Origin of the sequence: Thalassospira sp. A40-3 (assembly GCF_015871485.1) — a bacterium.
GTDB classification, from domain to species: domain Bacteria; phylum Pseudomonadota; class Alphaproteobacteria; order Rhodospirillales; family Thalassospiraceae; genus Thalassospira; species Thalassospira tepidiphila.
The window spans coordinates 2,413,165-2,437,782 of the sequence record NZ_CP065428.1 but is presented as its reverse complement, the minus strand read 5'-3'; the positions used below and the strand labels follow the sequence as shown (position 1 = coordinate 2,437,782).

The 24,618-nt window shown below is 55.3% G+C and carries 21 protein-coding genes; 11 read left to right on the top strand and 10 right to left on the bottom strand.

Translation table 11 applies throughout. The features are described from left to right. The first annotated feature begins 163 nt into the window (after window positions 1-163). From glmM to IT893_RS11110, 4 genes are read left to right on the top strand one after another with little or no spacing between them, the layout of a single operon-like run. Window positions 164-1,513 (top strand): phosphoglucosamine mutase, encoded by a 1,350-nt coding sequence (gene glmM / locus IT893_RS11125; RefSeq protein WP_063087195.1) that lies wholly within the window; start codon window positions 164-166, stop codon window positions 1,511-1,513. A 49-nt stretch (window positions 1,514-1,562) separates the two neighbouring features. Beyond that, window positions 1,563-2,360 carry a bifunctional hydroxymethylpyrimidine kinase/phosphomethylpyrimidine kinase gene (thiD, locus tag IT893_RS11120; RefSeq protein WP_063087196.1) on the top strand — a complete coding sequence of 266 codons (798 nt, stop codon included), beginning with the start codon at window positions 1,563-1,565 and terminating at the stop codon, window positions 2,358-2,360. Window positions 2,361-2,410: 50 nt separating this feature from the next. Further along, the gene (locus tag IT893_RS11115; protein ID WP_197145207.1) at window positions 2,411-2,953 is read left to right on the top strand and encodes a DinB family protein; all 543 of its coding nucleotides are present in this window, start codon (window positions 2,411-2,413) and stop codon (window positions 2,951-2,953) included. A 9-nt stretch (window positions 2,954-2,962) separates the two neighbouring features. Further along, window positions 2,963-3,313 (top strand): hypothetical protein, encoded by a 351-nt coding sequence (locus IT893_RS11110; protein ID WP_197145206.1) that lies wholly within the window; start codon window positions 2,963-2,965, stop codon window positions 3,311-3,313. A 24-nt stretch (window positions 3,314-3,337) separates the two neighbouring features. Here the strand turns inward: IT893_RS11110 and IT893_RS11105 are convergent, their stop codons facing one another. Continuing rightward, the gene (locus tag IT893_RS11105) at window positions 3,338-4,213 is read right to left on the bottom strand and encodes an AEC family transporter (protein WP_064790184.1); all 876 of its coding nucleotides are present in this window, start codon (window positions 4,211-4,213) and stop codon (window positions 3,338-3,340) included. A gap of 204 nt (window positions 4,214-4,417) precedes the next feature. Here IT893_RS11105 and IT893_RS11100 point away from each other — a divergent pair, with 204 nt between their 5' ends. After that, window positions 4,418-5,053: an HAD-IIIA family hydrolase gene (locus IT893_RS11100; RefSeq protein ID WP_197145205.1), complete on the top strand. Its 636-nt coding sequence runs from the start codon at window positions 4,418-4,420 to the stop codon at window positions 5,051-5,053. Between the two features lie 23 nt (window positions 5,054-5,076). Here IT893_RS11100 and IT893_RS11095 read toward each other — a convergent pair whose 3' ends face one another. Beyond that, window positions 5,077-7,149: a glycosyltransferase family 41 protein gene (locus tag IT893_RS11095; RefSeq protein WP_197145204.1), complete on the bottom strand. Its 2,073-nt coding sequence runs from the start codon at window positions 7,147-7,149 to the stop codon at window positions 5,077-5,079. 589 nt (window positions 7,150-7,738) lie between these two features. Here IT893_RS11095 and ilvD point away from each other — a divergent pair. Next, complete coding sequence (gene ilvD, locus IT893_RS11090) at window positions 7,739-9,592, top strand: dihydroxy-acid dehydratase (RefSeq protein WP_197145203.1); 1,854 nt, start codon at window positions 7,739-7,741, stop codon at window positions 9,590-9,592. Between the two features lie 76 nt (window positions 9,593-9,668). On the opposite strand, the gene ald is transcribed toward ilvD, so the two are convergent. Beyond that, window positions 9,669-10,784: an alanine dehydrogenase gene (gene ald / locus IT893_RS11085; protein WP_197145202.1), complete on the bottom strand. Its 1,116-nt coding sequence runs from the start codon at window positions 10,782-10,784 to the stop codon at window positions 9,669-9,671. A 213-nt stretch (window positions 10,785-10,997) separates the two neighbouring features. Here ald and IT893_RS11080 point away from each other — a divergent pair, with 213 nt between their 5' ends. Together IT893_RS11080 and IT893_RS11075 are read left to right on the top strand one after the other, a co-directional pair. After that, entirely contained in the window at window positions 10,998-11,456 is a 459-nt protein-coding gene (locus tag IT893_RS11080) for an Lrp/AsnC family transcriptional regulator (RefSeq protein ID WP_008891399.1), read from the top strand. Between the two features lie 338 nt (window positions 11,457-11,794). Continuing rightward, window positions 11,795-12,505 carry a TetR family transcriptional regulator gene (locus IT893_RS11075; RefSeq protein ID WP_063087202.1) on the top strand — a complete coding sequence of 237 codons (711 nt, stop codon included), beginning with the start codon at window positions 11,795-11,797 and terminating at the stop codon, window positions 12,503-12,505. A 103-nt stretch (window positions 12,506-12,608) separates the two neighbouring features. Here IT893_RS11075 and IT893_RS11070 read toward each other — a convergent pair whose 3' ends face one another. From IT893_RS11070 to IT893_RS11050, 5 genes are all read right to left on the bottom strand, one after another. After that, window positions 12,609-13,448, bottom strand: a complete 840-nt coding sequence (locus IT893_RS11070; protein WP_008891401.1) for an ABC transporter permease subunit — start codon at window positions 13,446-13,448, stop codon at window positions 12,609-12,611. Beyond that, window positions 13,445-14,386, bottom strand: coding sequence for an ABC transporter permease subunit (locus IT893_RS11065; RefSeq protein WP_008891402.1), 942 nt, complete (start codon window positions 14,384-14,386; stop codon window positions 13,445-13,447). The genes IT893_RS11070 and IT893_RS11065 overlap by 4 nt, the downstream gene beginning before the upstream one ends. Beyond that, window positions 14,383-15,549: an ABC transporter ATP-binding protein gene (locus tag IT893_RS11060; protein ID WP_008891403.1), complete on the bottom strand. Its 1,167-nt coding sequence runs from the start codon at window positions 15,547-15,549 to the stop codon at window positions 14,383-14,385. The genes IT893_RS11065 and IT893_RS11060 overlap by 4 nt, the downstream gene beginning before the upstream one ends. Window positions 15,550-15,961: 412 nt before the next feature. Beyond that, entirely contained in the window at window positions 15,962-17,068 is a 1,107-nt protein-coding gene (locus IT893_RS11055) for a polyamine ABC transporter substrate-binding protein (RefSeq protein WP_120225011.1), read from the bottom strand. A gap of 222 nt (window positions 17,069-17,290) precedes the next feature. Further along, a complete protein-coding gene (locus tag IT893_RS11050; RefSeq protein ID WP_008891405.1) occupies window positions 17,291-18,640 on the bottom strand; it encodes a glutamine synthetase family protein in 1,350 nt (449 codons plus the stop codon). Between the two features lie 272 nt (window positions 18,641-18,912). On the opposite strand from IT893_RS11050, the gene dgcN reads away from it, so the two are divergent. The 3 genes from dgcN (at window position 18,913) to IT893_RS11035 (ending at window position 22,462) form a co-directional block, all read left to right on the top strand. Next, complete coding sequence (gene dgcN / locus IT893_RS11045; protein WP_008891406.1) at window positions 18,913-19,917, top strand: N-acetyltransferase DgcN; 1,005 nt, start codon at window positions 18,913-18,915, stop codon at window positions 19,915-19,917. Window position 19,918: 1 nt separating this feature from the next. Then, window positions 19,919-20,899 carry an N-acetyl-D-Glu racemase DgcA gene (dgcA, locus tag IT893_RS11040; protein WP_008891407.1) on the top strand — a complete coding sequence of 327 codons (981 nt, stop codon included), beginning with the start codon at window positions 19,919-19,921 and terminating at the stop codon, window positions 20,897-20,899. A gap of 363 nt (window positions 20,900-21,262) precedes the next feature. Beyond that, complete coding sequence (locus tag IT893_RS11035; protein WP_197145201.1) at window positions 21,263-22,462, top strand: diguanylate cyclase; 1,200 nt, start codon at window positions 21,263-21,265, stop codon at window positions 22,460-22,462. 705 nt (window positions 22,463-23,167) lie between these two features. Here IT893_RS11035 and IT893_RS11030 read toward each other — a convergent pair. Both IT893_RS11030 and IT893_RS11025 read right to left on the bottom strand, forming a co-directional pair. Continuing rightward, a complete protein-coding gene (locus IT893_RS11030) occupies window positions 23,168-23,746 on the bottom strand; it encodes a GNAT family N-acetyltransferase (protein ID WP_197145200.1) in 579 nt (192 codons plus the stop codon). Then, window positions 23,746-24,612 carry an N-formylglutamate amidohydrolase gene (locus tag IT893_RS11025; RefSeq protein ID WP_008891410.1) on the bottom strand — a complete coding sequence of 289 codons (867 nt, stop codon included), beginning with the start codon at window positions 24,610-24,612 and terminating at the stop codon, window positions 23,746-23,748. The genes IT893_RS11030 and IT893_RS11025 overlap by 1 nt, the downstream gene beginning before the upstream one ends. Window positions 24,613-24,618 lie beyond the last annotated feature (6 nt).

Genomic DNA, 24,618 nt, shown 5'->3' with positions numbered 1-24,618 from the left:
ATCGCCCTGTTTGCCTGTTAACGGATTGATTGCCAGTTTGGCACTAGAATAGGCGCTGAAATATGCCGATTGCCGGTGGCATTGCGCCGCCACTTTGATATAACCGGCAGTCAGAATGAATTGACAGGGCATAATGCCCGCAAAGCAAGCAGAGACACAGAATATGAGCCGCAAGTATTTTGGCACCGATGGCATTCGCGGAACTGCCAATACAGCGCCGATGACCGCAGAAGTCGCCCTGAAAGTCGGGATGGCTGCCGGCCATTATTTCACCCGTGGTGATCACCGCCACAAGGTCGTGATTGGCAAGGATACCCGACTGTCGGGCTATATGCTTGAACCGGCCCTTGTTGCCGGTTTCACCTCGATGGGGATGGATGTCATGCTGGTCGGCCCGATGCCGACCCCGGCGGTGGCCATGCTGACCAAATCGATGCGCGCTGATATCGGTGTGATGATCTCGGCCTCCCACAACCCGTTCCAGGATAACGGCATCAAGCTGTTTGGCCCGGATGGCTTCAAGCTGTCAGACGAGGTCGAACTTGAAATCGAAGCCCTGATGGAAAGCGATCTTTCGGGCAAACTGGTACCTGCCAACGCGCTGGGTCGTGCCAAACGCATCGATGATGCGCCGGGCCGCTATATCGAGGCCGTCAAATCATCCCTGCCGGGCACCGTCACGCTTGAAGGTCTGCGCATCGTGCTTGATTGCGCCCATGGGGCCGGTTACTCCGTCGCGCCCAAGGTTCTGCGTGAACTGGGTGCTGACGTAATTGAAATCGGCACCAGCCCGAATGGTCTGAACATCAATGATCAGTGTGGTTCGACCTACACCAAAACCATGTGTGACCGGGTTCTGGCCGAAAAGGCCGATGTCGGGATTGCCCTTGATGGCGATGCCGACCGCGTCCAGATGTGTGATGAAAAGGGACATCTGATCGACGGCGACCAGTTGATGGGCCTTGTTGTAACCCACTGGAAACGCACCGGTCAGCTGCGCGGCAACGCGCTGGTTGCGACCGTGATGTCGAACCTTGGTCTTGAACGTTATCTTGAAAGCAACGATGTCCGTCTGATCCGCACCAAGGTCGGGGACCGCTATGTTGTCGAACAGATGCGCGCCCTTGATTGCAATGTCGGCGGTGAACAGTCGGGCCATATCGTGCTGTCGGACTTCGCATCGACCGGTGATGGCCTGTTGGCAGCCCTTCAGGTGCTGGCGGTTCTTGCCAGCCGCGAAGGCCCGGTTTCTGAGCTCAGCCGTGTGTTCGAACCGTTGCCGCAGATCCTTAAAAACGTGCGCTACAGTGCCGGTTCTGATCCGTTGGCGCAAAGCAGCGTCATCGAAGCCATTTCCTTGGCAGAACGGGCCTTTAACGGTGATGGTCGTATCCTGATCCGTAAATCTGGCACCGAACCGCTGATCCGTGTCATGGCCGAAGGCGATGACGCGATTAAGGTCGAACAGATCGTTGATGGCATCGTTGCCGAAATCACCGCCGTTGCCGGTTAACCGGTCATTGTGACGAAAACCTGATATCTGCAGGATAAGGAAGGGTCGTATGAAGGGTCGTGTCTTGATTATCGCCGGGTCGGATTGTTCCGGTGGGGCCGGAATTCAGGCCGATATCAAATCGGTGACGGCCCTTGGCGGCTATGCTGCAACTGCGATAACGGCGCTCACGGTGCAAAACACCACCGGAGTCTTCGACGTTCTTGGCATCGATCCGGACATGATCGTCCATCAGGCGACGGTGACGATTGATGATATTGGCGCAGATGCGCTTAAAACCGGGATGCTGCATTCGGTGCCGGTGATTACCGCTGTGGCGGAATTCATCAAATCAAAGGCCGCAGGTATTCCGGTCGTTGTAGACCCGGTGATGGTATCGCAAAGCGGTTCACGCCTGCTTCAGGAAGACGCGGTAGAAGCACTTATGACCCATATGGTCCCGCTTGCGACCGTGCTGACACCAAATATTCCAGAGGCCGAAGTATTATCAGGTATGAAAATCACCAGCGAAGCTGATATGATTGCTGCAGCGCACAAAATTGGTGATCTCGGTTGCGAGGCCGTCCTGATAAAAGGTGGTCACGCCGACGGGGACAAAATCGTCGATATCTTGTGGCGCCGGGATCGCGATATCGAAGGTTTCGAAGATACGCGCATTCCGTCTGAGAATAATCATGGTACGGGCTGCTCGCTTGCAAGTGCCATTGCAACCGGGCTGGCTCAGGGCATGGGATTAAGTGATTCCGTTGCCCGTGCGCGGGCATATGTCCGTGAAGCCATCCGAACCGCACCGGACTTTGGCAAAGGAAACGGTCCGCTAAACCATGCGCATCCTGTGACCGGTTGAATAATTCAACACGAATGTGACAGGGCGCTGAAAGTTGGGACACTTAAGCTATGCCGGGCACATCGTTTTTCCATCAGGCGCGTAACAACGCCTGGTCAAATCACCGTTTGTATGGGGTCTGTCAGAAATTGACAGATGGCGAACTCGCCTCCAAACGAACGCCTTTTTCCACCTCTATTCTTGAAACGCTGAACCATATCCTGACCAATGACTGGTATTATCTTGATGCGCTGGTCGATGGCAGGCGGGGTCGTGCGTGTCTTGATAATGAAATGCCGTTTGGTGCCATCGATAAACTGGCCGCAGCCCAGCGTGATGCGGATATGCGCTTAATGGCGTATTGTGAACAGCTCAATGACAAGGATGCCATCCGGGCGGTCGAACTGGTCCGCGAAGACGGCAGCAAGACGCTTGAAACCGTGGCCGATATTTTGTCACATCTGTTTGTCTATCAAACCCATCAACGCGGGCAGGTGCATGCGCTTCTGGCCGTCACCGGTCAGGCACCACCAATCCTTGATGACTACCATCTTGAATATGATGCGCCGATGCCAAGCTTCGATTTTTCGGCGCTTGGCCGCAAAGGCGCATAAAGGATACCGATGAATACAAGAATGCTGCGCCGTGCGATTCTGGCTGGCGGGATCGCCGTTCTGGCCGTCGTCAGTTTCGGCAACCCGCACCGTCATGTTGCCGATCTTTTCTGGCCCGCTGATGCCGCACCCTGGGAACATGTCACTGCGGTTTATGTCCCCGATATCAGTCAGCCGACCCGGGTCAAGATATCCGAGGCGACCTATGACGATCTTGCGGCCTGCCGCGATCACGTAATGGAACAGGCGGCCGCGCAGGGCGATCCAAATCTTGAAAAGGGTCGCTTTGAATGCGCCATCGGATTTTATGCCGACAAGGATGATGGCACCGGCGGCGAATACCGCCTGATCGTCAAGTAATCAATTATCCTGTGCGCTCGAAGGCTACAGCACGTACCAAAGCAATGCGGGCAGGGCGATGGCGGCAAGGAAACTTGAACTGATGACCACACCAGCCACTTCTTCCGGTTCGCGGTTATAAAGCTGCGCAAACAGGTAACAGAACACCGCAACCGGCATCGAACATTGCAGGATCACAACCCCGCGTTCCATGCCGGTCAGTCCCATGACTTCCGACAGGCCCAAGCCAACCCCGAACCCCATGCCAAGGCGCAGCACACTCAATGCCGTGCTGCGTGCAAGGCTGACCGGGCGCAGCTTGGCAAGCGACACACCAAGCGTAAACAGCATTAACGGAATAGTCAGTTGCCCGATCAGGTTGGTAGTGTTGTAAAGCCATTCGGGCACCGGTGTTTCGGTGGCAAGGAACCCCGTGGCAATCAGGGTTGCCGGAATGATCGGCATCTTGGCCAGCGACTTGATTGAAAAGCTGCCCGATACGAACGCAACCCCGATGGTCAGCTGGATCACGACATAGGCGGCAAAGAACGCCACCGAAAGCGCCAAGCCTTCCTGCCCATAAGCCAGCATACAAAGCGGCAAGCCAACATTGCCGACATTTGGCCAGGTCAGCGATTGCAGATAAGTGCGCGGAGACAGGTTAAAGACCTTAAGCACCGGCCAGCCGATCAAGGCAAAGATCACATTGGCCGCAAGGGCGGCTGTTCCCATCAGAACCAGCGTATCACCGCCAAGCTCGACCGTCGCAAGGGCGGCAAAGGTCAGACAGGGTGTCGCGAAATATGTGACAATGGATGTGACAAGGTTGGTGTCAAAATGTTTGCCAGCACGGGCCCAGAAATATCCCAGTCCGGTGGTGATGAAAACCGGGGCCAAAATCGCAAAAATATCGGCAAACATCAGACGCTTTTCCTTGATAGGTTCTTCTATGGGGCGTGAACTTGAACCGAAATTGCACGTCCCCCGGTTGCTCTGCAAGTGAATAATGGTAATACCAATTTCTTTTCCGCACTGTGCAAAAGTCGGTTGTGGCTTGTGAAGACTTGCTTTTGCAAAGGCCTTTGCGCCATTGTTGGCCAAATTTGACCATGTAGAAGGCCTGTGATGAACGGCTCCATCCACGACACTGTCAAACGTCACCTGATTGATCCGGCGCCGCGCTTTCGCGATCAACGCAACCCGGTTCCGGCTGTCTTTCTGGATCGGGACGGAGTGATTAACGAGGAAGTCCACTACCTGTCAGACGTTGCCGATCTTAAATTGATTAACGGCACGGCAAAGGCGATCAAACGCCTCAATGATGCGGGCATCCTGGTGATTGTCGTCACCAACCAGTCCGGTGTCGCGCGGGGCTATCTCACCGAAGACCAGCTTTTTGAAATCCACAAGGCATTGGTTTCCATGCTTGCCGATCGCAAGGCATCGGTGCAGGGCATCTATTATTCCCCCTATCATCCAAGCGGGCAGGGTGATTACCGCCGCCAAAGCACGTGTCGCAAACCAGAACCCGGCATGCTTCTGGCCGCAAGTGACGAGTTTGCCATCAACCTCTCGGAAAGCGTCCTGATTGGTGATCGCATCAACGATATCCGTGCCGGACATGCGGCGGGCACAAAGGCCATCATGGTCAGAACCGGCCACGGCGCAAAGGAAGCCATCCTGCCCGAAGCCCGGGAAGCCGATTTTATTGCCGATGATCTGGCAATGGCGGTTGATCACATCCTGACCACGCGGCAATAGGGCGCGTTTCAAGCCGTCCGTGTCTAACCGTTACCAAGACAAAAGTTCTGCCACATCTCCCGACAGGCTTCTTCGAACTCGGCTGCGACAGCAGGTGCATGGAAGGCGCGGCTGCCCCGGATGCGATCGCGCATGTTTTCGCGAATGCTGGCCAGCGCCTTAAGGTCGGATGCCAGCATGATGCATTTATCGACATATCCCTTTTCGGTTTCGGCACACAGCGCGCCAAGCCCGATATCGCTTAAAACCGCAAGGCCAAGCCGCGATCCCGGACGATCATCGGCCAGCGACACGAACGGAATGCCAAACCACAGCATCTCGTAATAGTTTTCAAGGCTGATGGCAGGAAACGGCGCAAGCCCGATATCAATCTGGGCATAAAGGGCCGGTCGATCCTGGGGCTTTACCTTGCCCGCCAGATCAAGCCGGTCGCGCTTGATTCCGGCCTGCCGGGTGCGATCAAGGAACGTTTTGGCGGCATAGGAATCTTCAAGCACGTCATCCTGAATGACGATGCGGCTGTTGCTGACCTTGTTTAATATCCGCGCAAAGCAGTTCAGTGTTTCATTGCTGATATTGGCCAGCCGATCAATGCAGCCAAACCGGATGATCTCTTCGCCGACGGCTGCCGGAAGGGGGGCCAATGGCAAGGCATCATCAAGCTCTGCCGGAAGGTATGGGCCAAGTGCCAGCGGATAGGGACGCTCGGAAAACTTCTTGTTGTCAGACAGGCTGCCGCCAAACACATCCTTGTGCCCGATCAGGTAATCCATCTCGGCCATGCCGGTGGTGATCGCAGACAGGCTGGCTTGCACCGGGGCGGCCTTAAGGGCAAAGACCTCAATCGGTTGGGTCGGATGAACGCCACAGACATCGATCAGGATATCGACCTTGTCCTTGCGAATGCGATCGGCAATCTGCATCGGATCCTGACCGCAAACCTCGCGCCAGCCATCGGCCATGACTTGCCATTGCCGTGTGACGTCGTCCGGGCGCGGTGTCGCGGAATACAGGAACAGCTCGATCTCATGCCGGTTCAGATGGCGCGCAAGTGCACTCAAAAGGCTGGATGATGCATGCTTGCAAAAGAACGGCGATAACCATCCGATGCGCAGCCGCTTGTCAGACTGTCGGGTGTTGGCAAAGGCCGGCTTGGCGGCAATCGGCATATGATGCTTGGCCCATGCCTTGGCTGCCTTGCTATGGGTGGCCCCATCGGTTGTGCCAAGCTTCGCACGCGCCCGGATCAAAAGCGCATCGGCCGTGGCATTATCCGGCGATGTCTCTATCAGGGTATCAAGTGTCTTTATTGTGCTATCAAGGTCGCCACAGCGCAGCGTGATGTCGGCCAGAACCAGATCAATCTCAACGGTGTCCTTGGTCAGGCGGCGCGCGGTCTTTAAAATCGCAATCGCCTTGGCATATTGCCCTTGATGCGCCAGTGACTGGCCCAACCCGCGCAAACCCGGAACGTATTTGGCATCGATGCTTAGTGCTCGCTGATACAGGTTCTGTGCCAGTTCCGGATAGCCAAGACGCAGAAAGGCCGATCCCACCCGGCAAATCAGTTCCGGGGAAATGCCTGCGGCCTCGGCGGCATGTTCAAGTGATTTAAGGGCGGCTTCTTCCTGCCCCAGATCATGCAAGGTCTGCCCGAACAGCAGCAATCCTTCATAATGATTTGGCTTCAGGCCAAGCAACCGGCCCAAAAGATCCATCGCCTGACCCAAATGGCCGCGCGGAATTTCAAGCCGTGCCAGATGATAAAGGGCGGTGGGGAAATCCCCATGGTAACTCAATGCCTGCTTGAACTGGTCAATCGCCTTGTCGATTTGCCCGGAACTTTCCAGCGCGATCGCGTAGTTGCACCGGACCGCCGGGTTGGCAGCAAAGCTCGTCAGGCAGTTTTCAAAAAGCTCAATCGCCTCGCCATGGCGGCCAAGGCCGGTCAGAAGGGTGGCAAGAAGATGCTCTGCCTCCGCATTGCCCGGTGACATGGCCAATGCCGCGCGATAGATTTTCTCGGCTTCTTCGGGGCGATTGCCCTCATGCGCAGTCAGTCCGCGACGCAACAGTGTCTTGAGTTGGTCGGACATGGGGTTGCGGATCTCCACCTGATGGTCTGGATAAGGGCCTTGGCCCAAGCAGTCTTGCCTGACATTAAAGGGTTCAGCCCGTCCTTTAAAGCATGCAGTTACCAGATCGCGGATTACCGCCTGAAATGCAGGTAAAAAAGAACCCCGAACCTGTATGAGGGTCCGGGGTCAGAATGGGAGTGGGAGAATCGCCTGGCGGCGATAATCCCCCATACGATATGTGTTGTTTGGTTAGAGGTCGCCTATTCAATGGAATAGTTTTCCGGGTATTTGGGATAGGTCGCATGGTCAATCGTCGCAAAACCTGTGAACTGGCTCACAAAATTGTACGCTGACACTGGTGAATGGGCGTTTTCAGGCAAACTCTGAGGATAGAAAGCGCTGCCAAAAACGCGTTCGCAGTTCGCGGGCAAAGTGATGGGCGTGTAGCAATCGTACCGAATGACGGATTTTGGCGAAATTTTCGGGCAAAAAACTGTCAAAGCGCGCGAATACTGTGCTAGAACGCACCTATATACAAAGGGCATCGGGGATGCTGACCCCGTACCCGAAAGAAACGCCACCAGTGATTTAAAGAGAGGTTCCTTCCATGCCGGAATATCGGTCCCGTACAACAACACATGGCCGCAACATGGCTGGTGCGCGCGGCCTTTGGCGCGCCACTGGCATGAAAGACGAAGACTTCGACAAGCCGATCATTGCGGTCGTCAACAGCTTCACCCAGTTCGTGCCCGGTCACGTGCACCTCAAAGACCTTGGTCAGATGGTCGCACGCGAGATTGAGGCATCCGGCGGTGTCGCCAAGGAATTCAACACCATTGCCGTTGATGATGGCATCGCGATGGGCCATGACGGCATGCTCTATAGCCTGCCGTCGCGCGAAATCATTGCTGATTCCGTCGAATATATGGTCAATGCCCATTGCGCCGATGCGATGGTCTGCATTTCCAATTGCGATAAAATTACCCCGGGCATGTTGATGGCTGCGATGCGCCTCAATGTCCCGTGCGTGTTCGTCTCCGGCGGCCCGATGGAGGCCGGCAAGGTCACCATCGAAGGCAAGGAACATCACCTTGATCTGGTCGATGCCATGGTGCAGGCCGCTGACCCGAACATCTCCGACGAACAGGTCAAAGTTGTTGAGCGTTCGGCATGCCCGACTTGCGGGTCGTGTTCTGGCATGTTTACCGCCAACTCGATGAACTGTCTGGCCGAGGCGCTTGGTCTGGCACTTCCGGGCAACGGTTCGGTGCTGGCAACCCACGCCGCGCGTCAGGAGCTTTTCCTTGAGGCGGCGCGTACCTCGGTCAAGTTGGCGCGTCGTTACTACGAAGAAGAAGACGAGGGCGCGACCCCGCGCGGTATCGCAACCTTCAAGGCATTTGAAAACGCCATGGCGCTTGATATCGCCATGGGTGGGTCGACCAACACGGTTCTGCACCTGCTGGCGATTGCCAAGGAAGCCGAAGTCGACTTCACCATGACCGATATGGACCGCCTGTCGCGCAAGATCCCGTATCTGTCCAAGGTCGCGCCAAACCATCCGATGTTCCACATGGAAGACGTCCATCGTGCCGGTGGCATCATGCGTATTCTTGGCGAACTCGATCGTGCAGGGCTGCTGCATACCGATGTCTCGACCGTGCATTCCAAGACCATGGCCGACGCCCTTGAAAAGTGGGACATCAAACGCACCACCAACGAGGCCGTGCACAAATTCTTCCGCGCCATGCCGGGTGGCATCCCGACCCAAACCGCGTTCAGTCAGGAACGTTATTGGGACGACCTTGATCTCGATGAAAAAGAAGGCTGCATTCGTGATGTCGCCCATGCCTATAGTCAGGATGGCGGTCTTGCCGTCCTGTTTGGCAACCTGGCCGCCAATGGCTGCGTGGTCAAAACCGGTGGTGTTGACGAAAGCATCCTGAAATTCACCGGCCCGGCTGTGATCTGCGAAAGCCAGGACGAAGCTGTTGCCAAGGTTCTCGGTGGCGAGGTCAAGGATGGCGACGTTGTCGTCATCCGCTACGAAGGCCCCAAAGGTGGTCCGGGCATGCAGGAAATGCTGTATCCGACCAGCTATCTGAAATCGATGGGGCTGGGCAAGGCCTGCGCACTGGTTACCGATGGTCGCTTCTCGGGCGGGACGTCGGGCCTGTCGATCGGTCACGTATCCCCCGAAGCCGCCGCTGGTGGTGACATCGCGCTGGTCGAACCGGGTGACATGATCGAAATCGACATTCCGAACCGTTCTATCCGCATTGCGGTCGATGATGCGGTTCTGGCCGCCCGCCGTCAGGCGATGGAAGCCAAGGGCCCCGAAGCATGGCGTCCGGCCAAGCCGCGCAAACGCAAGGTCTCAACCGCCCTTCGTGCCTATGCCGCCATGGCAACCAGTGCCGATCAGGGTGCGGTCCGTGACGTCACCCAGGTCGAATTCTGATCTGCGCACAGTCGCAAGATGACCAAACAAAAAGGGCGCCGTTTGGCGCCCTTTTTTCATGATCGGATTTGGTGGTTCAGGCCAATGCGCTTTCCAGTGGCAGGTACTCATAGCCAAGTGCATCTGCCACGGCCTTATAGGTGATCTTGCCCGCATGGACGTTAAGCCCGGCCGCCAGATGCGGATCGTCCTGACAGGCTCTCTTCCATCCCTTGTCGGCCAGGGCCAGGGCAAAGGGCAGGGTGGCGTTGTTCAACGCAAAGGTCGATGTCCGGGCGACCGCACCGGGCATGTTTGCCACGCAATAATGCACGACATCATCGACGATATAGGTCGGATCGGCATGGGTGGTTGCCTTGGATGTTTCAAAACATCCGCCCTGATCAATCGCCACATCAACAATCACCGAACCCGGCTTCATGCGTGACAGTTGTTCTTTCTTGATCAGTTTTGGTGCCGCCGCACCCGGGACAAGCACTGCACCCACGACCATGTCAGCCTCAAGCACAAGCGCCTCGGTATCATCAATGGTGGCGTATTGGGTTTTGATGCGCGGGCCATACAGATCATCAAGATAGGTCAGGCGTTTGACGTTCTTATCAAGGATGATCACATCCGCGCCCATGCCCGCTGCAATGCGCGCGGCATTGGTACCAACGACACCGCCACCAATCACAACGACCTTGGCCGGCGCCACACCCGGCACACCGCCAAGTAACATGCCCCGTCCGCCATTGGCTTTCTGAAGGGCGGCCGCCCCGACCTGCGGGGCCATGCGACCGGCAACTTCCGACATCGGTGCCAGCAATGGCAAGCCACCTGCGCGGTCGGTGACGGTTTCATAGGCAATTGCGGTGACACCGGATTTGACCAGACCGGCGGTTTGATCGGGGTCCGGTGCGAGATGCAGATAGGTAAACAGCAACTGGCCTTCGCGGAGTTGCTCATACTCGACCTTCTGCGGTTCCTTGACCTTGATGATCATCTCGGCACTGGCAAAGATATCGGATGCGCTGGCCGCAATCGTCGCACCGGCAGCGACATAATCATTATCAGTAAAGCCGATGCCAGCACCGGCCATGGTTTCGACTTGTACCTTGTGGCCATGCGCGACCAGTTCACGGACCGAACTTGGCGTCAGTCCGACACGGTATTCGTGGTTTTTGATTTCCTTTGGAACACCAATCAGCATGTCGTTTCCTCCCGACAAAATCGTGGTAATCGGGGGAACTCCCCGGCGTTTCCGGAGTTTCCCGGGCGGCTGGAATACGATGCCGCCTCTTTTGTTATTATTCTTGAATGATACCCTAAAAATTGGGCAATTAATCTTCATTTCAAGGGGTTATTGATGATATCATTGCTATATAATTCAACAGAAACACCATGACGTCGGAGGATTATGCGAATGGAGATGGACGAACGGGATCGGATGATTCTGCGTTTGCTGCAGAAAGACGGTCGCATCAGCAATGCTGAACTTGCTGAAAAGGTGAACCTGTCGGCCTCTGCCTGCCTGCGCCGTGTGCGGCTTCTTGAAGAGGCAGGCTTCATTGATCACTACACCATGCTTCTTAATCCCGCGCGGATCGGCAAGCCGGGCAATGCCTTTGTCAATATCGCGATCACCCGCCAAACCCGCGAGGCCCTTGAAACCTTCGAACTCGAAATTCAAAAGGTGCCCGAAGTTGTCGAATGTTATTTGCTGGCCGGGCAAAGCGACTATCTTGTGCATGTCGTCTATAGCGACACCGCCGACTATGAACGCATCCACAGTGAAGTCCTGACCCAGCTTCCCGGTGTCGAACGTGTGCAGACCGTCATCACGCTCCGCGAAGTCAAACGCACCACCGAACTGCCGGTCTGAGCTGTGATCTTACGTCGGATCCCGGTTATTTCACGATATGGAATGTCATGAAGTGAAGCCGGGCCGGTGGCGCCTGGTCATCAACCCGGCTGGTGGGGCGGAATGCGACTCGAACAAAAAACTGTACGATATTTGTGGTTTTGTTCAGAATGCGTTATGGTGATTGATTGTATGTGACCGGAATTCATCTAAATTGGTCTATATTTGGTCAGAAAAATGTATGCGTTTTCAATGCTTCATGAATTTTGTCCAGTTATTCCAATCCTGCAGTTTGACTTTTAGGTGAATTAAAATGCAATAATATGCCCGGGGAAAATACGTTGGGGGAAATTAATCAAATGGAACAAGACAATCTTGTTCGCGCTCGTAGCCATGAGCAGAAACTAAAACGCCGTGCTGATATTCTCGAAGCTGCCCGCAAGCTCTATCTCGAAGGTGATGGAACCCTGCCGTCGGCGGCGGAAGTCGCACGCAAGGCGAACTTGGCCAAGGGCACGCTTTACCTTTATTTTTCAAGCAAGGAAGCATTGTTTCTTGAAGTGTTGCGTCACTTCCAGAAAGAGTGGTTTGAAAACAATCTTGATGTGATTGATCAGGAAGCGCTGCGTCGGCCCGAAGAACGGGATTCGACCCGTGTGGCCCGCCAGTTCGTGCAATATCTGGTCAAGAACGACAAGTTCCTGCATCTCGCATCACTGTCGCAAGGTGTTTTGGAATCTGGCTCCGACGATGAAATGGTCGTCAACCAGCGCCGCTTCCTGGCATCGATGGTCAAGCGTACCGCCGATGCCCTGGCAGAGCTCTATGAAATCACACCTGATGCCGCCAGCAAGCTGATGCGTTCTTCCTATGCGCTGGTTCTGGGGCTGTGGCAAATGTCGCAGTTGCCTGACCGCGTCATCAAGCTGATGGAACAGAACGCGCTCAACAACCTGATCATTGATTTCGAAGAAGCCGCCGAAGAGGCCGTTGTCTCTTACTGGCAGGTTTCGGCACCCGGCATGAAATGCCGTGAAATGATGCGCAAGGCTGCCGAAGGCAACTGCTGAGCCGACGGCTCGACAAGCCCAAATACAAAACAGCGCCGGATGATTTTCCGGCGCTGTTTTTTTTGTTGTCTGCCTAAAGGTATCAGGCGGCCCAAGTAGCGCCTTAGTGTTGCGCGTCCGCCCCGGCAGAGGCGCGGCTGCGCATCCGCTCGGACCGCAGGATCATCAGACTGGCAATCACGATCATCACCGACACCGCCAGAATAATCAGGGTTGCCAGTGCGTTGATTTCCGGCGAGACCCCCAGACGGACCGATGAAAACACCTTCATCGGAAGCGTGGTCGATCCCGGACCGGCAACAAAGCTTGCAATCACCAGATCATCCAGCGACAGGGTAAAGGACAGCAGCCACCCGGCCAGCAATGCTGGCAGGATCATCGGAAGCGTGATGACAAAGAAGATCTTGGCTGGCTTAGCACCCAGATCCATTGCCGCTTCCTCGACCGAGGTATCCATCCCCGACAGGCGCGACTGCACGACAACCGCGACATAGGCCGCACAGAAGGTCGTATGTGCAATCGTGATCGTCGAAAGACCACGCCCGGCTGGCCAGCCAATCATTTGCTCAAGCGTTACAAACAACAGCAAAAGCGACAGACCGGTAATAACCTCTGGCATCACCAGCGGGGCGGCAATCATGCCTGAAAACAGCGTGCGTCCCTTGAACCGGCCAAAGCGTGACATCACAAGTCCTGCCGGGGTGCCGAGTGCCAGGGCGAGGGTCGCTGACATCACCCCGATACGCAGGCTGTTCCAGGCGGCATCAATCATGCCGTCATTGGAAAACAGCGACACATACCACTTGGTCGAAAAGCCCGCCCAGACGGTCACAAGCTTCCCTTCGTTAAAGGAATAGATCATGACAAGCAGGATCGGCACATACAGAAAGGCAAAGCCAAACACCAATGCCGAAATCAGGAAGGTTGAACGTTTGCTGCTCATTGCTGGCCTTCCTCCTGCTTGGTCTGGATATGCTGGAACCACATGATCGGCACGACAAGGAACAGCAGCATCGCAATCGCAACGCTTGACGCAATCGGCCAGTCACGGTTGGCAAAGAATTCGTTCCAAAGGGTTCGGCCGATCATCAAGGTGTTCGGGCCCCCCAGAAGTTCCGGAATAACGAATTCACCCACAGCCGGAATAAACACCAGAAGTGAGCCTGCCAAAATCCCCGGCATGGAAAGCGGCAGCGTAATCTTGGCAAAGGCCTGCCAGGGCTTGCAGCCCAGATCAAGGGCGGCTTCCACCAGACTGACATCCATTTTTTCAAGTGTGGAATAGAGCGGCAGGATCATGAAGGGCAGGTAGGTATAGACAATCCCGACATAGACCGCGAATTCCGTCTGACGCATGATCAGCGGTTCGGAGATAATGCCCGTCCACATAAGGAACGCGTTGATCAACCCTTCGCGGTCAAGGATCCCGATCCAGGCATATACACGGATCAGGAAACTGGTCCAGAACGGCAGTATGACCAGCATCAGCAACACACTGCGCATCGATCCCTGCGCGCGCGCAATCCCATAGGCCATCGGATAACCGATCAGAAGCGTGATGACGGTTGATATCGCCGCAATCCGGATCGAATTGAGGTATGCCGTGACATACAGGCTGTCAGATAGAAGGAACAGGTAGTTCCCGAAATTGAGCGTGACCGTGATGCCTTCGTCGATCCATTCAAACAGCGGCGTATAGGGCGGCTGTGCGTATTCGGCGACGGAAAAGCTGATCTTGAGAACGATCAGGAATGGCACAAGGAAGAACAAAAACAGCCAAAAATAAGGGATACCAACCACCAGCACCCGGCCATGTTTGATCATCCAGCGATCAAAACGTTGTTTGAGGGTCAAGCTGCCCTCTTGCTTGTCACTGCTCATTTGTTCAGTACCGAAGCAGCCCCGGCCTCCCACGATACCCAGACAGTATCTTCCCACGTATAGCGCGGTTCGATCTGGCGGGTGGAATTCGGCTCGGTCACCTTGATGCGTTTGCCGCTTTCAAGGCGCACGTGATAGGTCGAAATACCGCCAAGATAGCCGATTTCTTCGACCTTACCCGATACGCAATTGTATTTGGTTTCTTTGGGCGCTTCCTTGGTGATGCGAAGCCGCTCGGGGCGCAACGCCACCCAGAAGGTCATGCCTTCATGGCCCTGAACGGCGTGATCGATATAAATCTCGCACCCGGCCTCATCCGATTTGATGACGGCATATTTTTCATCGTCATCGACCAGTACACCTTCGATCAGGTTGACCTGGCCGAGGAAGTTCGCAGTATAGCGGCTGTTGGGATATTCATAAAGTTCGAACGGGGTGCCTGTCTGGTTGATGACCCCTTCATTCATCACGGCAATGCGCGATGCCATGGTCATGGCTTCTTCCTGGTCATGGGTCACCATGACAAAGGTGGTGCCGACCTTTTCCTGAATGTTGACCAACTCGAACTGGGTCTGTTCGCGCAGTTTCTTGTCAAGCGCGCCCAGCGGTTCGTCGAGCAACAGCACCTTTGGCCGTTTGATAAGTGACCGTGCCAATGCAACGCGCTGGCGCTGACCACCCGAAAGTTGATGGGGTTTGCGTTTGGCAAATTTGCTCATTTGCACAAGGCCCAGCATCTCGGCGACCAGTTCCTTAATCTCGCTACGCGAAACACCATCCTGCACCAGCCCGAACGCGACATTCTGTTCCACGCTCATATGCGGGAACAGGGCATAGGACTGAAACATCATGTTCGTCGGGCGCTCATAGGCCGGAACACCGGCCATATCGACACCATCGATGTAAATCTTGCCTGATGTGGGTTCCTCGAACCCGGCCAGCATGCGCAACAGCGTTGTTTTCCCGCAACCGGACCCGCCCAGAAGGGCGAAAAGCTCGTGGCGATAGATATCCAGGGAAACATCATCGACGGCATAGAAGTCGCCGAATTTCTTGGTCACATTCTCAAAGCGGATATAGGGAACCGCGTCCGGATTGTTCCAAGGTTGCGTCTTGTGCACATCCTCGTGCACGCGCTCCAAAACCGCCTCTGACACCAGCATTCTCCCCTGTTTCAATGTCAAGATGAACCGCTTCAATCAGACGTCAGTCCCTGATGACCTGGTGCGCAATCGTTTCATGTTGCTGCACTGCCCATTGGTCGGTTCTTCCTGATAACAGGATGAAGCAATTCTGCAATCTGTAAAGAGGGGTGTGCGATATTTTGAACAACAATCGCCATTTGATACCTAAATTGGCAGGGAATCGGCATGTGGTGTTCAGAAAATGTGCATTTCTGAGAAAGGGTCCGGTTGTCAGAAACAGGCTGACTGCAACCAATAAAGCGCCGTGATCACGAGTCACAGGCGCTCTGGCCGCATCGTTTCGCACGACTGAAAAGCAAAAGGGCGCGACCAAAGTCGCGCCCTTCGCAAGGATCAGCGATCGCAATCCGTCTGGATCGCTTTCGATCACTTACTGACCGGTTTTAAGCTTCGTCCACAGGCGGGTACGGGTACGCAGCAGGCGTGAACCCGGCTCGACTTTCGAACGCAGACGTTCTTTTACTTCCTGCGGCGGATAGATGCCCTGATCTTCCAGAAGGGACGGGTCAACCAGTTCCATCGCGGCAAGGTTCGGGGTTGCATAGGCAACATAGTTCGCGATTTCAGCTTCGACATCGGCACGTAGCACATAGTCGATGAACTTGTGCGCCAGATCCGGGTTCGGTGCATCTTCCGGGATCATCATCGCGTCAAACCAGATCAGGGTGCCTTCCTTCGGAATGACATACTTGATCTCGTTGCCGTTGCCGGCTTCTTCTGCGCGAAGGGCGGCCATGCCGACATCGCCCGACCAGCCAACAGAAATACAAACGTTACCGTTTGCAAGGTCGTTGATGTACTGGGAGCTATGGAAATAGGTCACATGCGGACGGATTTTCTCAAGCTGCTCAAAGGCGCTTTCGATCGATTCCGTGGTCGGTTCGCCTTCCGGCACATTGCCAAGATAGAAGTTCACCAGCGGTACGATCTCGCCCGGATCATCCAGAAGCGACAGGCCGCATGACGACAGCTTTTCGGCATATTTCGGATCAAAGATCATCGCCCAGCTATCAAGCGGGGCATCGTCACCCAGAACTTCCTGAACTTTGGCAACATTATAGCCAAAGCCGTTGGTGCCCCAGAAGTACGGCACAGCATAGGTGTTGTCCGGATCGTATTTTGCCTGCTGTTCAAGGATCACCGGATCCAGGTTGCCATAGTTCGACAGTTTGGATTTGTCGATCGGCTGGAACAGCTTGGCTTTGATCAGGCGTTCGGCATCGGCAAGGGTCGGAACCACGATGTCATAGCCGGAATTACCAGCCAGCAGCTTGGCTTCAACCAACTGGTTGCTGTCATAAACGTCATAGTTGACCTTGACGCCGTATTCCTTTTCGAAATTCGCAACGGTTTCTTCGCCGATATAATCCGACCAGTTATAAACGTTGAGAACTTCCTGTGCCGATGCACCAGTGGCAAAGCCAGATACGGCAGCCGCAAGCACAACCAGGCTTGATGTTTTAAGAAGAGATTTCATTTCGCTGAGCCTCCCATGTGGCAGCGTTTGAAAGTTTACCGGTTCTGTTTTGCTCCCCCAGAACCCGGGGCTTATCGTAATATCCTTCGAATGCTTCAGGATATTGTCAAATACAAGATGGAAAAATGTGCATATTTCGCATCATGTAAAAAATTGTGCATTTAACATGCAACAATCTTGCGCCGGGCAGCAAGTCCCGGCGCAAAATTCGACAGGCGTCTTTTAAACGTTCAGCAACAGGTGCTCACGCTCCCAGGCGCTGATCACGGTCTGATAGGCATCCCATTCCGCTTCCTTGACCGCAATAACGGCGGCAGCAAACTCTTCACCCAGCAGTTCCTTAAGCGGCTTGCAACGATGGAATTTCGCAAGTGCTTCGTGGATGTGACGCGGCAGGGAATGCGCACGGTCATAGCCCGAACCTTCGATCGGGGCCGTCGCATCGACTTCCTCGATAATGCCAAGCAGGCCACAGGCAAGCGATGCCGCAACCGCCAGATACGGGTTGGCATCTGCCCCCGGAAGACGGTTTTCAATACGGCGTGCGGCGGGCGGGCCATTCGGCTGGCGCAGGCCGACCGTACGGTTATCAAGTGACCAGTGCATGTTGATCGGGGCATCCGACCAGGGCTGCAGACGGCGATAACTGTTCATGTTCGGCGCCAGAAGCGGCATGGCTGCCGGCAGGTAACGCTGCAGGCCACCAATATAGTTCAGGAACAGTTTCGAGTTTTCCCCGTCATCATCGGCAAACAGGTTCTTGCCGGTGTTGATATCAAGAAGACTCTGGTGAATATGCATCGAGCTTCCCGGCAGGTTGCCCATCGGCTTGGCCATGAACGTGCCATAGACACCGTGTTTCAGTGCCGTTTCACGCAGCGTACGTTTGAACAAAAAGGCCTGATCGGCCAGTTCAAGCGGATCACCATGGTTAAAGTTCATTTCAAGCTGGGCCGGACCCGACTCGTGGCTCATGGTATCGGCGTCGATATTCATGGCCTCGCAATAGTCATACAGGTCTTCAATCAGCGGATCGAACTCGTTGATGGCATCAATGCCAAACGCGTTTGATGCGCGTTCCGGACGGCCGGAACGGCCAATCGGCGGCTCCAGCGGGTTGTCCGGATCGGTGTTCTTTGCCACCAGATAAAATTCAAGTTCTGGCGCGATGATCGGGCGCATGCCGCGTTCTTCAAATGCCTTGAGAACACGTTTAAGTACGCCGCGCGGCGACGTCGAAACTTCTTCGCCGGAAAAATGGAAACAGTCGCAGATGATCTGGGCCGTCGGCTCCTCGTACCACGGCACAACGCGCACGGTTTCCGGGTCGGGAACCATGGCCACGTCCTTTTCGGCCGGGTCAAGGAAGGCATCGGTTTCCTCCGGGTAGCCGCCGGTTACCGTCAGGCAGAAAATTGCTTCGGGGATGGCAAGGCTTTTGGCCTCCAGCCCCTTAAGAAACTTCTGTGTCGGAAGAACCTTGCCCCGCGCAACGCCGGACATGTCCGGAACAATGCATTCGACTTCTTCGATTTTTCGCTCGGATAGCCACGTCTTGAGATCGGTGCTCATGTGTAGTCGGGCGCTTTCACGCCAGTCCTTCAAAATTGCATTTTCTTGCGTTTTTCGGGCCATTCCCGAACAAATTCACAAGAAAGGATGTTTGTCTTCGAAGACTATTGTATTTAATTTCGTTATTGTCGTGTTTATTAGAATTATAGACGAATTTTCGGTTGGATCGTCGAAGATATCGTTTCATATCTCTGGAACGATCCTACCAGATTGCGCTATAGTCGCGCCACAATATTTAAGAGCAGCGTTTGGATGCTGGTCAAGGAGGTATTATGAAAATCGCACATCCGTATCTTATGTTTCTTGGTGACGCGCCGGACGAACTGGCTGCAAAAACCGCAATCGGCATCAAGCAGTGGCGCCCGGAATGGTGCGTCGGTCAGATGAGCCTGCCGGGCTGTCAGGCGGACCTTGGTCTGCCGGAAATGTCGATCGCCGAGGCAAAGGCCGCCGGCGTTAAAACCCTCGTGCTGGGCGTTGCCAACCGTGGCGGGATCATTGGTCCGGCATGGATGGAAACCCTGCTGGCGGCCATTGATGCCGGCATGGACATCGCCAATGGTCTGCACACCCGTCTTTCGTCGATTCCCGAACTGGTCGATGCGGCCAAGGCCAAGGGTGTTAGCCTGTTTGACGTGCGTCACTTCGACGGCAAAGTCCCGGTCGGCAACGGTGAAAAACGTTCCGGCAAGCGCGTTCTGGCCGTCGGTACCGACTGTTCGGTCGGTAAGATGTACACCGCCCTTGCAATCGACGCCGAATTCAAAAAACGCGGTATCAAGTCCGACTTCCGTGCAACCGGCCAGACCGGTATCTTCATCGCCGGCGAAGGCATCTCGGTTGATGCGGTGATTTCCGACTTTATCTCGGGCGCTGTTGAAACCATTGCACCGGCCAATGACCCTGATCACTGGGACGTCATGGAAGGGCAGGGCAGCCTGTTCCACGCATCGTTCGCCGGTGTTTCCATGGGCCTGATCCACGGCTCCCAGCCGGACGCCCTTGTCGTCTGCCACGAGCCGACCCGTGCCCACATGCGTGGTCTGCCGGGTTACAAGCTTCCGGATCTGAAAACCTGCCTCGACGTCAACCTGTTGCACGCCAAACTGACCAACCCGGATTGCAAGGTTGTCGGTTTTGCCATCAACACCAAGGCGCTTGACGACGCAGCAGCCAAGAAACTTCTGGCTGACATCGAAGCCGAATTCGGCCTTCCGGCTGTTGACCCGGTCCGTACCGGTGTTGCGTCGCTGGTCGACAAGCTGCAGGAGATCTAAGTTGCCAAAACTCACTGTGATTTCCGAAGTCTTCCCCCTCGCACAGGTCTTCAAGATCTCGCGCGGGGCCCGGACCGAGGCACATGTGGTCAAGGTGACGCTCAGCGACGGCACCCATACCGGGCAGGGGGAATGCGTTCCCTATGCCCGGTATAATGAAACGGTCGAAGGTGTCATTGCCGACATCGAAGCACAGGCAGACGCCCTTGACCGTGGCATGACCCGCAAGGAACTCCAGGATGCCATGAAGGCCGGTGCTGCGCGTAACGCAGTCGACTGCGCCTATTGGGATCTGGAAGCCAAGCGTATGGGACGTCGTGTTTGGGAATTGATCGGCCACAAGGCGCCCGAAGGATTGATCACAGCCGAAACGCTGTCGATCGATACCCCGGATAATATGCGCGAAGCCGCCCGCAAGATCGCCCATGCCCCGTTGCTTAAGGTCAAGCTCAATGGCGAAAACGTCCTTGAGTCGGTCCGTGCTGTGCGTGAAGGTTCGCCCAAGGCCCGCATCATTGTCGATGCCAACGAAGCCTGGTCACTTGATCTGCTCGAAGATATCGGTGCCGAACTTGATGGTCTGGGTGTCGAGATGATCGAACAGCCACTGCCTGCCGGGCAGGATGATGGTCTGATCGATATCGATTGCCCGGTACTTCTGTGTGCGGACGAGTCTGTTCATACGATGGCCGACATTCCGCGTCTGGCCAATCTCTATGACATGATCAACATCAAGCTCGACAAGACCGGTGGTCTTACCGGCGCGCTTGAGTTGGCCGAGGCCGCATCCAAGGCTGGCATGCAACTGATGACTGGCTGCATGGTCGGAACATCGCTTGCCATGGCGCCCGCCATGATCACCGGTGCGATGTCGCGCATTGTCGATCTGGATGGCCCGATCTGGATGGCCAAGGATCGCGATCACGCTCTGACGTTTAAAAACGGTGTGATGGGGCTGCCGGATCGCGAACTCTGGGGCTGATTCGGCTAAACGCTATACAACGGCATAGTCGCCTGTTTTCGGGGCGATATAAGACGGTGCACCGGGAATCCGGTGCGCCGTTTTTATTTCAATGTAAAAATCCGGCCCTCAAATTTTCGACCTGAGGTAGAAAAGACAAGGCAAAATTTTTTCACTGCCAGATATGGCGGGTTCCAGGTTAACTTTTTGTTTACGAATCAACATCTTGCGGTCGGTCTTGACCGTTTTAAAGCTCCATTTCGGCCCATCTGCTGCATGACGCCACCCTAATGTATAGTTGTGTCTTGGACCAAATAAAGGAACGATGAGACATCTATATAAAGGGCCTGTGTGGCCCGCTTAAATCTGGTTGGAGCGGTTCGCGTGGATTCAGGCCCTCAGGAAAATAGCAGTCCGTCAAAAAAGACGTTTCGATGCTGCTATCGGGATTTTCTCTACACGCCACGGCATGCAGAGCTCCTGCATCTGCGCCGCAAGGAATCGATCCAGCTCACCGCCCGTTTCGCAGCCCTTTTCGTTCTGGTCCTGACGCTTGCCGTTCCGTTCTGGGACGGGGCCTTTGCCGCTGAAATGTGGTCGTCGCAGACCTTTATCCTGCGCCTTCTGGTGGCGGGGGTTGCGCTTGTGGTTCTCACCAATCGCGCGGTAAGTGCGCGCTTGCGTCGGCGTTTTCCGTACCTGCCGATGCTGATGCTGATTGTTGCGGCAAGTTTGCTATGTGTCTTTGCTGGCAATGATCCGCTTGCAACCGATTATATGCACAGTTCGCACAGCTTCCTTCTGATCGGTCTGGTGATGATGATTGCCATCATGCCCGTCACCCTGGTCGAGGCGGCCGTTCTTTCAGTGCCATTTGCTGTGTTGCTTGTCATCGTGGCGCAAAGCGGGCTTGCGACCGGATTTGTGCCGTTTGAAATGCTGCTGGCATTCCTGTTGCCGCTGGCGCTGGTATCGGCCCTTGTGCAGCTTTATCGCACCGTCACCGCCGCCCATGAAATCGCCATTGATCCGCTGACCAACTGTTATACCCGTGCCTTTGGCATGGAAATGATCCGGGTCAGCTTCGAAGGCGCACTGCGCAAGAAAGTGCCCTATACCGTTGCCTTCATTGACCTTGATGATTTCAAGCAGATCAATGATCGCTATGGCCATGATTACGGCGACCGCATTCTGGGCGAGGTCGGCAATAACCTGATCCATCGTTTCCGCCGTTCTGACATGGTTGTGCGCTGGGGCGGGGAGGAATTCCTGGTCCTGTTGCCCGAACTGGGCCGTGCCCGCGCTGTCGAGGTGCTTGAACGTGTCATGGCCCCGGGGTTGGCAAAGCTTGAAAACGGGCAGGTGCAGCGCGCCAGTGTCGGTCTTTCCGAACGCATCGAAGATGCCATTGCCTTGCCGCAAAACCTGATCGACTTGGCTGATCAGCGCATGTACGAGGCCAAAAAACGCCAGGACCGCGATGATCTCGTCGCACAAGGCTATTCCGGGCGGCGCAATACGGTAAGTGCTCTGGCGTCCCCGTCGACCACCAATGCCCCCTCGGTTGATCGCAGCGTAAACTAGCTGCCTGCTTTTGAGCTCGCCTCGGATTGGGCTCTGCTGCCCAACGCAATGCATCCGGCGCGACGTTATCTCTCCTGATCCATAAAACGCTGTCTGACGGACATCATGGCGGCGCATGCCAGCCTCGATCACTGTTGAGGCCTGTCCTGTGCAGGCAGAATCGGGCCGGGGAAAGGCGTGGAATCGGCATGAGCTCACGCCAGGTCAGTTCGGATTCGCGTCGATTCTCTCAGCTTTTTCGAAAATTTCATTTTCTTCGGTGATCAAAAAATAGCCGCGAGATGTGAAATTTGCGGGCGTTTGGGGTGCAATGCCTCAAAACAATGCACAAAAAAGAAGCAGTAATATTTCTGACAAAAAAATAGTCAAAAAGCTGTTGCGTCCTGTCCGGTGAATGGGTAATGTTCATTTGTGCGCTGCGGTAGGACGCAGTGCATTCCGGCGAGCGACTTGTCGCTCGTTTCTTGGACGTTTCCTCCCTAGACTTGGGCCGCTGTCACAGGCGGCCTTCTTTTTTGCCTGAATTCAGCCGGTTAGCCCAATTTAAAGCATCTGCTCAGCGCCTGAACATCTCATGTGTTTTGGAATTGTTATAATGGTGCGGTGCAAATCAACTTTGGGTAATCGCGGCGCGCAGATACGCCAAGGGCGCTGCCCGGCAAAATCAGGAAGCGCCCTTTAAAATCCCTTTGGACCTCTTTTCGGCTATTTTTCGCGCGTTGGATTGCTATCGGGGATGTTGCCATCCCCGTCGCCCAATCCGCGCTGCATGATCACGCTATCGACCCAGCGGCCCATTTTAAAGCCCGCCGACTGAAGCGTGCCGGCCACCCGGAATCCCAACCGCGCATGCAGCCCGATCGATGCGACATTGGCGCTATCGCCGATCACAGCAATCATCTGGCGATAGCCAAGGGCGGTGACACGTTTGATCAGCTCCGCAAGCAACGCACTGCCAGCCCCCTTGCCGACGACTTCGGGCGCGATGTAAATCGTATCCTCGACCGTGAAACGATAGGCCGGGCGGGTACGGTAGGCCCCGGCATAGGCAAATCCCTCAACCCGTCCATCGACATCCGCCACCAGATAGGGCAGGCCGCGTTCGCGCACATGTTGCCAGCGCGATGTCAGTTCGGCGATTTCAGGGGCGCGTTCCTCGAAGGATGCCAGGCCATGCAGCACGTGATGGCCGTAAATCTCGGTGATCCGTTCAAAATCTTCGGGTTCTGCATCGCGGATGACCAGATCGCTTAAAACGTCACTGGTATCGATGGTATTGCTCATTAGAACGGGTTCCCGTCGAGATCATGAAAGCGCGATATCAGATCGGTCATCTGATCGCGCAGGGTGTCAAATCCGCGATGCGGGCTGATTGTCGTTTCATCCATATAAAGCGCTCGAGAAAGCTCGATCTGAAGGCTGTGCACATGTTCTTGCGGGCGACCGTAATGGCGTGTGCAATAACCCCCGGCATATGGATCATTGTGCGCGGGCGCAAAGCCCATATCGCGAAAACAATCGTCCACAAACCGCGTCAATGACGGGTGGCAGGAACTTCCATAGCAATCGCCAAGCACCAGATCAACGCGGTTTTTTGCGCTGTCGCACGAATCCCCGGGCATCGAATGGCAATCAATCAGGATGCAATAACCAAATGTCGCCCGCGTCAGATCAATCAGCTTCTGCAACGCCGTGTGATAGGGCCGGTAATAGGTATCGATCCGCGAAAGCGCTTCTTCGGCGGGCAGGCGGGTCTTGTATATCTCGACCCCGCCGCTGACCACGCGCGGGATGGAACCCAGCCCCGAAAGGGCGCGCATCGAATTGATTTCGTTATCATCGGGCAGATCGCCATCAAACATCCGCGGATCAAGTTCCATGGCGGCCCGGTTCACATCGACATAGGCGCGCGGAAATGTCGCACACAGCAACGGTGCACCCAGTTTCGGGGCGGCCGTGAACAACTGATCGACAAAGGCATCTTCAGATGCGCGCAGCTCAAACGCGCCAATGCGCGCCCGTTCAATCAGATCCTGCGGGTAATGGCGGCCTGAATGCGGGGATGCAAACACCACCGGCAGGGTTTGCCGTGGTGGCAGGATAACGGTGGCGGGGCCAGTTGAGGCGAGTTCCGAAGGCAACTGGTTCATTGTCTT

Bases quoted from the DNA above. Each gene is read 5' to 3' on its own strand.
- glmM (WP_063087195.1), top strand. From the start codon at position 164: ATGAGCCGCAAGTATTTTGGCACCGATGGCATTCGCGGAACTGCCAAT.
- thiD (WP_063087196.1), top strand. From the start codon at position 1,563: ATGAAGGGTCGTGTCTTGATTATCGCCGGGTCGGATTGTTCCGGTGGG.
- IT893_RS11115 (WP_197145207.1), top strand. From the start codon at position 2,411: ATGCCGGGCACATCGTTTTTCCATCAGGCGCGTAACAACGCCTGGTCA.
- IT893_RS11110 (WP_197145206.1), top strand. From the start codon at position 2,963: ATGAATACAAGAATGCTGCGCCGTGCGATTCTGGCTGGCGGGATCGCC.
- IT893_RS11105 (WP_064790184.1), bottom strand. From the start codon at position 4,213: ATGTTTGCCGATATTTTTGCGATTTTGGCCCCGGTTTTCATCACCACC.
- IT893_RS11100 (WP_197145205.1), top strand. From the start codon at position 4,418: ATGAACGGCTCCATCCACGACACTGTCAAACGTCACCTGATTGATCCG.
- IT893_RS11095 (WP_197145204.1), bottom strand. From the start codon at position 7,149: ATGTCCGACCAACTCAAGACACTGTTGCGTCGCGGACTGACTGCGCAT.
- ilvD (WP_197145203.1), top strand. From the start codon at position 7,739: ATGCCGGAATATCGGTCCCGTACAACAACACATGGCCGCAACATGGCT.
- ald (WP_197145202.1), bottom strand. From the start codon at position 10,784: ATGCTGATTGGTGTTCCAAAGGAAATCAAAAACCACGAATACCGTGTC.
- IT893_RS11080 (WP_008891399.1), top strand. From the start codon at position 10,998: ATGGAGATGGACGAACGGGATCGGATGATTCTGCGTTTGCTGCAGAAA.
- IT893_RS11075 (WP_063087202.1), top strand. From the start codon at position 11,795: ATGGAACAAGACAATCTTGTTCGCGCTCGTAGCCATGAGCAGAAACTA.
- IT893_RS11070 (WP_008891401.1), bottom strand. From the start codon at position 13,448: ATGAGCAGCAAACGTTCAACCTTCCTGATTTCGGCATTGGTGTTTGGC.
- IT893_RS11065 (WP_008891402.1), bottom strand. From the start codon at position 14,386: ATGAGCAGTGACAAGCAAGAGGGCAGCTTGACCCTCAAACAACGTTTT.
- IT893_RS11060 (WP_008891403.1), bottom strand. From the start codon at position 15,549: ATGCTGGTGTCAGAGGCGGTTTTGGAGCGCGTGCACGAGGATGTGCAC.
- IT893_RS11055 (WP_120225011.1), bottom strand. From the start codon at position 17,068: ATGAAATCTCTTCTTAAAACATCAAGCCTGGTTGTGCTTGCGGCTGCC.
- IT893_RS11050 (WP_008891405.1), bottom strand. From the start codon at position 18,640: ATGAGCACCGATCTCAAGACGTGGCTATCCGAGCGAAAAATCGAAGAA.
- dgcN (WP_008891406.1), top strand. From the start codon at position 18,913: ATGAAAATCGCACATCCGTATCTTATGTTTCTTGGTGACGCGCCGGAC.
- IT893_RS11030 (WP_197145200.1), bottom strand. From the start codon at position 23,746: ATGAGCAATACCATCGATACCAGTGACGTTTTAAGCGATCTGGTCATC.
- IT893_RS11025 (WP_008891410.1), bottom strand. From the start codon at position 24,612: ATGAACCAGTTGCCTTCGGAACTCGCCTCAACTGGCCCCGCCACCGTT.